The following is a 12396-nucleotide window of genomic DNA, read 5'->3' on the forward strand; positions in this document are numbered from 1 at the left end:
GAACGTGGGAACCGATCTTCATGACTGACGCCGTCGCTGCGCCCCAAACCCGAAAGGGCCGGCTTGAACTGACCCTTCGCGCCCTGGTGCTGGGCTGCCTGCTGGCGGTGATCTTCACCGCGGCCAACACCTATCTGGGCCTTCTGGTCGGCCTGACCTTCGCCTCGGCCATTCCGGCGGCGGTCATCTCCATGGCCGTGCTGCGGGCCTTCAAGACCTCGACCATCTGGGAGAATATGACGGTCCAGACCGTGGCCTCGGTCGGCGGGGCCATGAGCTCGATCATCTTCGTCCTGCCGGGCCTGGTGATGATCGGCTGGTGGCTGGAGTTCCCCTTCTGGCAGTCGGTGGCCATCTGCATCCTGGGCGGCGTCCTGGGGGTGACCTTCTCCATTCCCTTGCGCCGCGCCCTGGTGACGGGCGGCGGCCTGCCCTATCCGGAAGGCGTCGCCGCCGCCGAGGTGCTGAAGGTCGGCTCGCGCGGAGCCGAACAGACCGAGAGCGCGGTGCGCGAGAACAAGTCCGGCCTGTGGATCGTGGTCGCCGGCGCCGTCGTCTCCGCCGGCTACGCCCTGCTGGTCGCGGGCCGCGTCTTCGCCGGCGAGGCCGCCAAGTTCTTCAAGCTTCCGGCCGCCCTGGGCGGCGGGGCCACCGGCATGGGCTTCGGCATGCAGTTCGCCCTTCTGGGCGCCGGCCACCTGATCGGCCTGACGGTCGGCCTGGCCCAGCTGTTCGGCCTGATCCTGGCCTGGGCCATCGCCGTGCCGATCCTGACCAGCCCCGACACCGTGGCCTGGCTGACGGCGCACGGCATCCCCTCCATCGCCTCCACCCTGCCCGCCGGGACGGGCGCCGAGGAGCTGGCCGGACGGGTCTGGAGCCGCGAAGTCCGCTTCATGGGCGCCGGCGTCATCGGCGTGGCCGCCATCTGGACCTTGATCAAGCTGGCCGGTCCCCTGGTCGGCGGCCTGACCTCGGCCCTGGCCGCCAACGCCCGCCGCAATCACGGCGAAGCGCTGGAACTGACCGAACAGGATCTGCCGATCAAGCTGGTGGGCGGGATCTCGGTCGTCTGCCTGATCGGCATCGCCGGCCTTCTGGCCTGGTTCGCCCAAACCGCCCCGGCCCTGGCCGGATCGACGCCCCTGCTGGTGATCGGCGGCCTGGTCTATGTCGTCCTGATCGGTTTCGCCGTCGCCGCCATCTGCGGCTATATGGCCGGCCTGATCGGCTCCTCGAACAGCCCGGTCTCGGGCGTCGGCATCCTGGCGGTCGTGATCGCCTCCGTGCTGATGCTGGGGGTCATGGCCGTGGCGGGCGTGCCCGCCGATCCGTCCATCATCGCCTTCGCCCTGATCGTGACCGCCGTGGTCTTCGCCGTCGCCGTCATCGCCAACGACAATCTTCAGGACCTGAAGACCGGCCAACTGGTCGAGGCCACGCCCTGGCGTCAGCAGACGGCCCTGATCGTCGGCGTCGGCGCCGGCGCACTGGTCATTCCGTTGATCCTGAACCTTCTGAACCAGGCCTTCGGCTTCGAGGGCGGCCCGCCCGCCATCGTCGAGGGGGCCAAGACCCTGGCGGCGCCTCAGGCCACCCTGATCTCGGCCCTGGCGCGCGGCGTCATCGGCGGCGACCTGCGCTGGGACCTGATCGGCCTGGGCGCGGTGATCGGCGTGGTCATCATCATCCTGGACGCCGTGCTGGAGAAGGCGACCGGCAAGAAGATCAAGCTGCCGCCCCTGGCCGTCGGCATCGGCTTCTATCTGCCGGCCGCCGTCACCACCATGCTGGTCATCGGCGCCGTCTGCGGCTGGATCTACGACAAGGCGGTCTCCAGCACCCGTTACGCCGATGTGGCGCGCCGCATGGGCGTGCTGCTGGCCTCGGGCCTGATCGTGGGCGAAAGCCTGTTCGGCGTCTTCACCGCCGGGGTCATCGTCGCCACCCGCGACGACGCGCCGTTCGCCATGCTGCCCGAGGGTTCGACCTGGCCGGCCATGCCGGCGGGGATCGTCGGCTTCGCCGTCGCCGTGATCGGCCTCTACGCCTGGACCCGCAGCCGCGCTTCGAAGGTGTGAGGCTTCGGCCCAAAAAGGAAAGGCCGCCCTTCGGGGCGGCCTTTCGCGTTTCAGGCCCGCGTGGCCACCATCATATAGTTGATCCCCGCGTCGTCGCTCTGGCTCCAGCGATCCGTCAGCGGGTCATAGTTCAGGCCGTAGGGGCCCTCGACCGTCACCGGCTCCGCCGCCAGCATTTCCCGAATCTCCTCGGGCTTCAGGAACTGGCGCCAGTCGTGCGTCCCGGCCGGCACCCAGCGCAGCACATATTCCGCCGCCACCTTGCCGAGCGCCAGGGACTTCAGGGTGCGGTTCAGGGTGGCGACCATCATCACCCCGCCCGGCCGGACCAGGCGCGAACAGGCGCGCACGAAGCCTTCCGGATCGGCGACATGCTCGATCACCTCCATGGTCAGGACCACATCGAACGGCCCCGCCTTTTCCGCCTCCATCTGTTCAACGGTCGCCGGGCGATAGGCGATGTCCAGCCCGACCATCTCGGCATGGGCGCGCGCTGTGCCGATGTTCTCGGTCGAGGCGTCGATGGCGGTGACGGTGAAGCCCATCCGCCGCATCGGCTCGGCGATCAGCCCGCCGCCGCAGCCGACGTCCAGCAGGGCCAGACCCTCGAACGGGCGGCGCGCTCGCGAATCCCGGCCCAGCCGGGCGCACAGTTGCTCGCGGATCAGCTTCAACCGCGCGGGATTGAACCGATGCAGAGGTGCGAACGGCCCGTGCGCATCCCACCATTCGGCCGCCTGGGCCGAGAAGCGGGCGACGTCGGCCGGGTCAATCGATGCGCCGAATGCGCCTTCGGGGGAATTTTGCGAAAAACCATGCCCTTCGCGGGGTAGGCGAGACGGTGCGGCGTCGCTAGAAGCGGTCATGACGCGAGGGATGGACCTTCGCGCCCTTTCACGCAAGCAGGGGGCGGAACGCCACGATGACGCGGCCCGAAACCACACGACTGGTGATGAAGTTCGGCGGCACCTCCATGGGGGACCTCGAACGCATTCGTCGCGCGGCGCGGATCGTCGCCGCAGAGGCCGCCTCGGGCAAGAAGGTGGCTGTCGTCGTCTCGGCCATGGCCGGCAAGACGAACGAGCTGGTCGCCTGGACCGACGGCGCCGGCCCGGCCGCCGCCGGCCTGCCGCTCAGCGACGACGAATATGATGTGGTGGTGGCCTCGGGCGAACAGGTGACGTCCGGCCTCCTGGCCATGACGCTGCGCAACATGGGTCTGAACGCCCGGTCCTGGATGGGCTGGCAGGTGCCGATCGTCACCGACGACGCCCACGGCCGCGCCCGGATCGTCGACATCCCCGGCGAAAAACTGGGCGCCGCCGTCGACGCCGGCGAAATCGCCGTCGTGCCCGGCTTCCAGGGCGTGACCCCCGACGGCAAGATCACCACCCTGGGCCGGGGCGGATCCGACACCTCGGCCGTCGCCGTGGCGGCCGCCCTGTCCTGCCCCTGCGACATCTACACCGACGTGGACGGGGTCTATACGACCGATCCCCGCATCGAGAGCCGCGCGCGGCGTCTGAACAAGGTCTCCTTCGAGGAGATGCTGGAAATGGCCTCTTTGGGGGCCAAGGTGCTGCAAACCCGATCGGTCGAACTCGCCATGGCCAAACAGGTGCCTGTGCGGGTTCTGTCCAGCTTCATCGAACCGGACGAGTCCGGCCAAATGCCCGACAAGGGCGGAACCCTGATCTGCGACGAGGAGGAGATCGTGGAAAAACGCATCGTGTCCGGCGTGACCATGAGCCGTGACGAGGCCCGCATCACCCTTTTGGGCCTGTCCGACCGGGTGGACGCCCCCGCAGACGTCTTCACCCGTCTGGCCGAGGCCAACGTCAATGTGGACATGATCGTCCAGAGCCAGGCCCGCACCGCCAATACGGTGAACCTGACCTTCACGACCGGCCGCCGCGACGCCGTGCGCGCCGCCGACATCATGAAGGCGGCCCAGGCCGACCTGGCCTTCGAGGAGATCCGTGTCGATGAGGACGTGGCCAAGGTCTCCGTCGTCGGGGTCGGCATGCGCAGCCACGCCGGCGTGGCCCAGACCATGTTCAAGGCCCTGGCCGACAAGGGGGTCAAGTTTCAGGCCATTTCGACGTCGGAGATCAAGATCAGCGTGCTGATCGACGCCGCCTATGCCGAACTGGCCGTGCGCGCCCTCCATTCGGCTTACGGCCTGGACGCTGTATAGGTGATTTGAACGGGCGCTGCGGCGCCGAGGCGCGGGAGCCATGATGCCGGCAGGCGGCGCGATGACCAGGGGACCACGCAACCTCCTGCGCCAGATCCGCGAGGCTCTGGGCGGGGCGGGCGCGGGCGCGACCCCGGCTCAGGACCGCCTGAACATGGTGGTGCAGATCATCGCCCGGTCGATGGTCGCCGAGGTCTGCTCCATCTATCTGCGCCGGGCCTCGGGCGAGCTGGAGCTTTTCGCGACCGAAGGTCTGAACCCCGGCGCCGTCCACAACACCCGTCTGCGCCCAGGCGAGGGTCTGGTCGGCGAAGTGGCGCGGACCGCCCAGCCGATCAGTCTGTCGGACGCCCCGTCGCATCCGGCCTTCTCCTATCGTCCGGAAACGGGCGAAGACCCCTATCACGCCTTCCTGGGCGCCCCGCTGCTGCGCGGCGGCCGCGCCATTGGCGTGCTGGTGGTGCAGAACCGCACCGAGCGGCGCTATGACGAGGACGAGGTCGAGGACATCCAGACCATAGCCATGGTCCTGGCCGAAACCGTCTCCTCGGGCGAACTGCTGGACCAGGAGGAGCTGCGCGACGTCGAACTGGCGCCGCATCGGCCGGAACGGCTGAAAGGCCAGAAGTTCGGCGACGGCCTGGCGTTCGGCCATGTGGTGCTGCACGAGGCGCCCCTGCCGCCGGAAAAACTGCTGGCGGAGGACCCCGGTCTGGAGGAGGCCCGGCTGAAGCTGGCCCTGGCCTCGCTGAAGACCGGTCTGGACGCCATGCTGGACAAGGGTCAGGGCTTGGCCGGTCCCTCGTTCGAGGTGCTGGAGACCTATCGGATGTTCGCCGACGATCGGGGCTGGAACCGGTCGCTGGAAGAGGCGGTGAGGAACGGCCTGACCGCAGAGGCGGCGGTGGACCGAGTCAGGAACGAACACCGCGCCCGCTTCGCCCAGGCGCGCGACCCCTATATCCGCGAGCGGCTGCACGACTTCGAAGACCTGGCCAACCGGCTGCTGCGGGTGCTGGCGGGCGACAAGCCCGGCGAGCGCGAACTGCCCGACGACGCCATAGTGGTGGCGCGCAACCTGGGTCCGGCTGATCTGCTGGAATATCCGCGCGACAAGCTGAAGGGCCTGCTGCTCGAAGAGGGATCGGCGGCCAGCCACGCCGCCATCGTGGCCCGCGCGCTGCAGATTCCCTGCGTCGGTCGTCTGATGGGACTGCGCGACCGGCTGTCGGAAGGCGATATGGTCATCGCCGACGGCGAGACCGGCGAGGCCTATCTGCGCCCTCGCCCCGACATGATCGAGGCGGTCCAGTCGCGGATGGCCGTGCGCGACCAGCGCCGGGCCCAGTTCGCCCAGTTGCGCGACACCCCCGCCGTGACCCTGGACGGCCAGCGGATCAGCCTTCTGACCAACGCCGGCCTGGCGGTGGATCTGGAGAATCTGAACGAGACGGGGGCGGAAGGCATCGGCCTGTTCCGCACCGAATTCCAGTTCATGGTCTCGGACGAACTGCCCCGGCTGGACGCCCAGACCGCCCTTTACAAGCTGGTGCTGGACGCCGCCGGCGACCGGCCCGTCACCTTCCGCACCCTGGACATCGGCGGCGACAAGGTCCTGCCCTATCTGGAGGCCGAGCGGGAGGAGAACCCCGCCCTGGGCCGACGCGCCATCCGCCTGGGCCTGGACCGGCCGTCCCTGCTGCGGATGCAACTTCGGGCCCTGCTGACGGCGGCGGCGGGCCGCGAACTGCGCGTCATGTTCCCGATGATCGCGACGGTGGACGAGTTCCGGGCCGCGCGCGAACTGGTCGACGTCGAATGCGCCTGGGCCCGGCGGCGCGGCCGCGCCCTGCCCGCCCTGTTGCGCGTCGGCGCCATGGTCGAATGCCCGTCCCTGCTGTGGCATTTGGACGCGCTTCTGCCCCTGACCGACTTCGTCTCGATCGGCACCAACGACCTGTTCCAGTACATGTACGCCGCCGACCGGACCAATCCCCTGGTGTCGGACCGCTACGACCCTCTGTCGCCGCCCACCTTGCGTGCGCTCCAGACCATCCAGAAGGCGTGCGCCGACACCGGCACCCCGGTCTCGATCTGCGGCGAGCTGGCGGGCCGGCCGCTGGAGGCCTTCGCCCTGATCACCCTGGGCTTCACCCGCCTGTCGGCGCCTGCGGGCGGGGTCGGGCCGGTCAAACGGATGATCCTGTCGGCCGATCTGACGGCCGCACGGCGCGGCCTGAACAATCTGCTGAACCTCTCCACCGGTTCGATCCGCAACGAGATCGAATCCCTGGCCCGGAAGTTGAACGTCGCCGCCTGAGGATTGGCGCGCGCATCCCGATTCGGGAAACGCCGTTGATGGGGCTGACGATATGGTTTATCCACAGAACGCATGGGGTCCGCCGAAGGGGAGAGGCGCGTCCCGTCGCGAAGACATGCTACCGGACGGGTCCGTTGCGAGTACGGGGCGGCTCTCTGTCGTTCCGAGTGTGGGGTCAGGCGTCATGGCGCTGGATGCGGGGAACGCCCCCGAAGAGTTCAAGGCTCATCCGGACTGGAAGGACCTCGCGCCCTCCATCACCGAGGCCGCGACTCTGGGCGACGGCCTGCGCCGCGCCCGCGAACAGTCGGGAAAGTCCCTGGCCGATCTCTCCGCCGAAACCAAGGTCCATACCCGCTTCCTGATCGCTCTGGAGCAGAACGACTGGTCGTCCCTGCCCTCGCGCGTCTTCGCCATCGGCTATGTGCGGGGCTATGCGGCGGCCCTGGGGCTGGACGAACAGCTGGCCGTGGAGCGGTTCAAGCGCGAAAGCCCGGACACCTCCGCCCCGTTGAAGGCGCCGATCGGCATCGCCTTTGAGGACGTCAAACGCTATTCGCCGCGGATCATCGGTCTCGTCGCCATAGTGGCCGTCGCCCTGATCGGCTGGAACGTGTTTCAGCGCCTCAACATCCACCAGGAGGTCCGCCCGTCCGACATCGCCGCCGTGCCGGAAAGCTGGCGGCTGGGAGAGGTGCCCGGCCAGGCCGCCCCGATCGCGCTGGGCGCCCCCAGGGCTGCGCCGCCGGACCAGACGACGCCCGCCCTCTATGTCACGCCCGGCCTTGAGGCTCAGCTGACCGGGATCGATCCGAACGATCCGGCGGTGATCGCGGCGGCCCAGGCGGCGGACGCCGCTCCGGTGCAGAAGGCGTTCAATCCGCGCGGCGCCGTCTACGGCGCCCCGGCCACCGCGTCGCAGGTGGTCATTCAGGCCAAGAAGGCCGGCGCCCTGGTGGTCCGTTTGGGCGGGGGTCAGGCCCTGTTCGCCCGCCAGATGGCGCCGGGAGAGGCCTGGCGCGCCCCCATGGGCGTCAACGCCACGATCGACGTGTCTGATCCAGCCGCCTTCGACGTCTATCTGAACGGCGAGCACAGCGGCGTCCTGCCCGCCCTTCTGACCCCGTTGGCCCAGCTGAACAGCCGCGCCGAACAGGCGGCCCGGCAGGTGGCGGAGGAGCAGGCGCGCCGTCAGGCCCAGCTTCAGGCCGAACGCTCGGCTCAGTTTCTGCGCACTCAGGACGCCGCGCCGCCCGTTGACGCGGCCGCCAATCCCGGCGTCGGCGCCGCCGTGACGGCGAACTGATCGTCACGCCGGTGGTCGCAAAGCCGCAAAGCGCCTATATGGGCCGGAGATGAGCGACCACACTTCAGAACTCGGCCACGTCCGTCCCTGGCGCCATATCGAACGGCGCAAGAGCCGTCAGATCCGCGTCGGCTCCGTCCTGGTCGGCGGCGACGCCCCGATCAGCGTCCAGTCTATGACCAATACGCCGACGTCCGACGCGGCGGCGACGATCGATCAGATCCGCCAGCTGGAAGAGGCCGGCGCCGACATCGTTCGCGTCTCCTGCCCCGACGTTGAATCGACCCAGGCGTTTCGCACCATCGTCCGCGAAGCCAAGGTTCCCTTGGTCGCCGACATCCATTTCCACTACAAGCGCGGCATCGAGGCGGCCGAGGCCGGCGCCGCCTGCCTGCGCATCAATCCGGGCAATATCGGCAGCCCCGACCGGGTCCGCGACGTCATCCAGGCCGCCCGCGACAACGGCTGCTCCATGCGGATCGGCGTCAACGCCGGTTCTCTGGAGAAGGAGCTGCTGGAGAAGTACGGCGAGCCCTGCCCCGACGCCATGGTCGAGAGCGCCCTGAACCACGCCCGCATCCTGCAGGACAACGACTTCCACGAGTTCAAGATCTCGGTGAAGGCGTCGGACCCCTTCCTGACCGTCGCCGCCTATCAACAGCTGGCGGAGGCCATCGACTGCCCCCTGCACCTGGGCGTGACCGAGGCGGGGCCGCTGCGCACAGGGACGATCAAGTCGTCCATCGGCCTGGGCTCCATGCTGTGGGCGGGGATCGGCGACACCATCCGCGTCTCCCTGGCCGCCGATCCGGTCGAGGAGATCAAGGTCGGTTTCGACATTCTGAAGTCGCTGGGCCTGCGTCACCGGGGCGTCAACATCATCGCCTGCCCCTCCTGCGCGCGTCAGGGCTTCAACGTCATCGAGACGGTCGGCCTGCTGGAGGAGAAGCTGGCCCATATCTCGACGCCGATGAGCCTGTCGGTCATCGGCTGCGTCGTGAACGGCCCGGGAGAGGCCCTCTATACCGACATCGGCTTCACCGGCGGCGGCAAGGGCGCGGGCATGGTCTATCTGAACGGCAAGATCGCCCACAAACAGGCCAATGACGGCATGATCGACCATATCGTCGAGCTGGTGGAACAGAAGGCGGCCGAGTTGGAGGCCGCCCGAACCGCACCTGCTGCGGCGGAATAATCCATTTACACACCCATAGATTGACGTTTTTCGCGTCAGGATTGACTACGCCGCCCCCAAGTGCAAGGTGAAGCCTATGGCCGCCTGGGGAGCGGGCCTGTCTTCTCTTGGGGGTTTCATGATTTCCGACTTCATAACGCACGCCGGCGTGCGCGCCTTCCTGCTCGCCGGCGTGGCCTTTTCCTTGCCCGCCTGCGCCACCGTGACGCGCGGCTCCAGCCAGCAGTTCACGGTTCAGAGCACGCCGCCGGGCGCGCAGGTCAGCACCTCGAACGGCTTCGAATGCCAGGCTACGCCCTGCACCTTCCGCATGCCGCGCAAGGATGCATTCCGCATCACCGTGTCCAAGGACGGCTATGTTTCGCAGACCTATGACATCACCAGCAGCGTGTCAGGCGCCGGCGGCACGGCCATGGCGGGCAACATCCTGATCGGGGGCCTGATCGGCGGGGCGATCGACGCCACCTCGGGCGCCATGAATGATCTGAAGCCCAATCCGCTGATCGTCACCCTGCGCACCCCGGCCGAAGAAGCCGCCGCGCCCGCCGCAGGCGCCCAGGCGGCGACCCAACAATGATGTTGCGTCGTCTCGCCATGGCCGGCTGCGCGGCCGGGTTCTTAGGCCTAGCCGCCTGCGCCAGTCCGTCCAACCCCGCCATGATGACCCTGCCGGCCACCGCCGGTCTGACCGCCTCTTCAGGCGATCTGGGCTATCGCTCGGTGACGACCGTGACCGTTTCCGGCGGTCAGGCCACCAATCCGATGTGGACGTCCGAAGTCTCCAACGCCGACTTCAAGACGGCGCTGGAAAACTCCCTGGCCGCCGCCGGCTACATGGGAAGCGAAGGGCCGGCCATGACGGTCGCGGCCTCTCTGATCGACCTGAAGCAGCCCCTGGCGGGCTTCGACATGTCGGTGACGAGCCAGGTCCGCTACACGGTGTCCCAGGCAGACCGCACCGTCTTCGATGAAACGGTGGCCGCCACGGGGACGGCGACCATGGGCCAGGCCTTCATGGGGGTCGAACGTCTGCGGATGGCGAACGAGGCGTCCATTCGCGAAAACATCAAGGCCTTCCTGACCCGCTTCCGCGCCCGCGCGCGTTAAGCCGCCTTTCGGCGACGGCGGCCCGCCGCCGTCGCCCCTCGCTTCAGATGACCTTGAACAGCCTCAGCGCCTGATAGCCCGCCGACAGCAGAACCACGGCCCCGACCCCATAGGTCAGCACTCGGCGCGGCGCGATCCGCGCGATAATCCCGGCGAAGGGTGCGGCGATCAGCCCGCCCAGGATCAGGCCCAGCACCGCCATGGCGTGGGTGGCGACGCCCTCGGCCTGGTCCCAGTGGCCGGTCAGCAGGGCCGCCAGGAAGGTGGCGGAGATGGCGGAGGTGACGAAGAACTCGGCCGTATTGGTGGTGCCGATCGAGGCGCGCGGGTCCTGGCCCGATCCCACCAGGGTCGTCGTGACCGTCGGCCCCCAGCCGCCGCCGCCGACGGCGTCGAAGAAGCCCCCGACCACCCCCAGGGGACCGGCCAGTTTCAACGGAAACAGTCGCGCGCGCGTCTGGCGGGTGGCGCGCCAGATGATCACACCGCCCATGATCGCCAGATAGGCGGTGATCCAGGGCTTGATCAGGTCGCCGTCGATGCTGGTGAGGACGAAGGCGCCCAGGCCGCCGCCGACCACCCCGCCCAGGGCCAGGGGGGCGAACAGCTTCCAATTCACATTCTTATTCACCGTGTGCGACCCCGCAGACGCAGCCGTGGTGAAGACTTCTGCGGCATGAACGCTCGCCGACGCCGTCGCGGGCGGCACGCCGAACGACAGCAGGACCGTGGAGGAGATCACCCCATAGGCCATGCCCAGGGCGCCATCGACGACCTGGGCCAAGAACCCGACGCACAGAAACAGCAGGAAGTCTTGCATGGCCCCTCCAGAGGGTCACGAGGTTGGGGCTTTATCTCCTACTGGGTCAATAGGAGAAAACTTCGCTGCGGCTTGTAGAAGGGTTCGCGTCTCGAATACGGCGGCGACGGCGTCCCGACCGTCCTGCAAGACCGAACGCAGAGGGCAGGTGTCCACATCGGGGCAGGTTTCGCAAGGCCCGAAGGCGGTGCGGGATGCACAGGGCGCGAGCGCCAAAGGCCCTTCCAGCGCCCGGATCACGTCGGCGAAGCTGATGCGGTCGGCCGGCGCGGCCAGGGCGTAGCCGCCGGTCCTCCCGCGTTTGGACACGAGCAGATGCCGCCGACGCAGGTCCAGCAATATGGCTTCCAGGAACTTTCGCGGCGCCGCGGCGGCCTCGGCGATCTCGCCGATGGTGGCGGGCCCCCCGCCCGGCAGGCCGGCGAGATGCACCATGGCGCGGAGGGCGTAGCGGGATCGGTTCGACAGCATGCCGTCTGATCGCCCGCCCACCGGCCGGACGCAAGCGCCTCGCTGTCAGTCCTCGCGTCGCCTACCGGCCAGGGCCGCCAGAATCTGCGCCCCCGTATAGGGTTTGAACACGACAGTCTCGGCCGGATCGGCGCGGCGGACCGCCTCGACGTCACCCGACGTCAGCACCACCCGCATGTCCCAGCGTCGTTTCAATCGCTCCGCCAGTCCCCTTCCCGTCGCCCCGTCCGACAGATTGACGTCCAACAGGGCGGCGTCGATGGCGTGCAGCGCCGCGGCCGCCTCAGCCGGCGCCGCGCTGTGGAACGGCCCGACCACCCTGTGCCCGGCCTCGGTCAGAAGCTCGGTCAAGGCGGCTGCGGCGTCTGGATCGTCTTCAACGACCAGCACCGTCAGTGGGCCTGTTTCGACGGGGGCTGGGGTCTGGGTCGGCGCAGGGGCCGGTTCGGCGACCGGTTGGTCCGACGCCCGCCCCACCGTCCGGCTGATGACGGCGCGCAGATCGCGCCAGACCATGGCGGCGGTACGGTCGACGGCCAGGCCGTGTCGAACCGCCAGGGCATCCAGTTCGCGCCTGCGGCTCGGCGACAGATCGCCCCCTCGCTCCGCCAGGCGCCGGTCGTAGAGGCGGCAGAGTTCCTCCACGTCATGATCGACCGGCGGTTCCGCCGACCGGATGGGGTAGGGGGTTTCAGAAGCGCGATGGGGCAGGCGGTCGAACATGGCGTCCTTCTCACAGCGTCGGCGACTCCACGGCCAGCTAAACCCGGACCATGACGTTCGCCACCTCGGCTGACGCCATCGTTATCATAGTTCACGAACCCGGCGCCGGGCGGCGTTGCGATGATCGACATCGCCCCCCCAGGCGGGCTAAGGACGGCCCCTCTCATTGTCCCAGG

Annotated in this window: 11 protein-coding genes; 7 read left to right on the top strand and 4 right to left on the bottom strand. The window is 68.7% G+C overall.

Going from position 1 to position 12396, the window contains the following annotated elements:
- The first annotated feature begins 20 nt into the window (after window positions 1-20).
- Window positions 21-2081, top strand: a complete 2061-nt coding sequence (locus tag AC1RKE_RS03950) for an OPT family oligopeptide transporter (protein WP_333895530.1) — start codon at window positions 21-23, stop codon at window positions 2079-2081.
- A 50-nt stretch (window positions 2082-2131) separates the two neighbouring features.
- Here the strand turns inward: AC1RKE_RS03950 and ubiG are convergent, their stop codons facing one another.
- On the bottom strand, window positions 2132-2947 hold the full coding sequence (ubiG, locus tag AC1RKE_RS03955; RefSeq protein WP_182713884.1) for a bifunctional 2-polyprenyl-6-hydroxyphenol methylase/3-demethylubiquinol 3-O-methyltransferase UbiG: 816 nt from the start codon (window positions 2945-2947) through the stop codon (window positions 2132-2134).
- A gap of 56 nt (window positions 2948-3003) precedes the next feature.
- Here ubiG and AC1RKE_RS03960 point away from each other — a divergent pair, with 56 nt between their 5' ends.
- The 6 genes from AC1RKE_RS03960 (at window position 3004) to AC1RKE_RS03985 (ending at window position 10206) form a co-directional block, all read left to right on the top strand.
- Window positions 3004-4278 carry an aspartate kinase gene (locus AC1RKE_RS03960; protein WP_182713883.1) on the top strand — a complete coding sequence of 425 codons (1275 nt, stop codon included), beginning with the start codon at window positions 3004-3006 and terminating at the stop codon, window positions 4276-4278.
- A 61-nt stretch (window positions 4279-4339) separates the two neighbouring features.
- Complete coding sequence (gene ptsP / locus AC1RKE_RS03965) at window positions 4340-6598, top strand: phosphoenolpyruvate--protein phosphotransferase (protein WP_306414842.1); 2259 nt, start codon at window positions 4340-4342, stop codon at window positions 6596-6598.
- A gap of 184 nt (window positions 6599-6782) precedes the next feature.
- Complete coding sequence (locus AC1RKE_RS03970) at window positions 6783-7904, top strand: helix-turn-helix domain-containing protein (RefSeq protein ID WP_054764258.1); 1122 nt, start codon at window positions 6783-6785, stop codon at window positions 7902-7904.
- A 49-nt stretch (window positions 7905-7953) separates the two neighbouring features.
- Window positions 7954-9099, top strand: a complete 1146-nt coding sequence (ispG, locus tag AC1RKE_RS03975; RefSeq protein ID WP_333895531.1) for a flavodoxin-dependent (E)-4-hydroxy-3-methylbut-2-enyl-diphosphate synthase — start codon at window positions 7954-7956, stop codon at window positions 9097-9099.
- 118 nt (window positions 9100-9217) lie between these two features.
- On the top strand, window positions 9218-9676 hold the full coding sequence (locus AC1RKE_RS03980) for a translation initiation factor 2 (protein ID WP_348683715.1): 459 nt from the start codon (window positions 9218-9220) through the stop codon (window positions 9674-9676).
- Window positions 9673-10206: a YajG family lipoprotein gene (locus tag AC1RKE_RS03985; protein WP_492896447.1), complete on the top strand. Its 534-nt coding sequence runs from the start codon at window positions 9673-9675 to the stop codon at window positions 10204-10206. Before AC1RKE_RS03980 ends, AC1RKE_RS03985 begins: the two co-directional genes overlap by 4 nt.
- A gap of 43 nt (window positions 10207-10249) precedes the next feature.
- Here AC1RKE_RS03985 and AC1RKE_RS03990 read toward each other — a convergent pair whose 3' ends face one another.
- From AC1RKE_RS03990 to AC1RKE_RS04000, 3 genes are read right to left on the bottom strand one after another with little or no spacing between them, the layout of a single operon-like run.
- Window positions 10250-11026 (bottom strand): TSUP family transporter, encoded by a 777-nt coding sequence (locus AC1RKE_RS03990; protein WP_182713878.1) that lies wholly within the window; start codon window positions 11024-11026, stop codon window positions 10250-10252.
- A 15-nt stretch (window positions 11027-11041) separates the two neighbouring features.
- Window positions 11042-11497 carry an RrF2 family transcriptional regulator gene (locus tag AC1RKE_RS03995; RefSeq protein WP_191554697.1) on the bottom strand — a complete coding sequence of 152 codons (456 nt, stop codon included), beginning with the start codon at window positions 11495-11497 and terminating at the stop codon, window positions 11042-11044.
- Window positions 11498-11542: 45 nt separating this feature from the next.
- The gene (locus AC1RKE_RS04000) at window positions 11543-12220 is read right to left on the bottom strand and encodes a response regulator (RefSeq protein WP_348685113.1); all 678 of its coding nucleotides are present in this window, start codon (window positions 12218-12220) and stop codon (window positions 11543-11545) included.
- Between the last annotated feature and the right edge of the window lie 176 nt (window positions 12221-12396).

The organism is Brevundimonas sp. GW822-FHT03E11, from assembly GCF_058801445.1.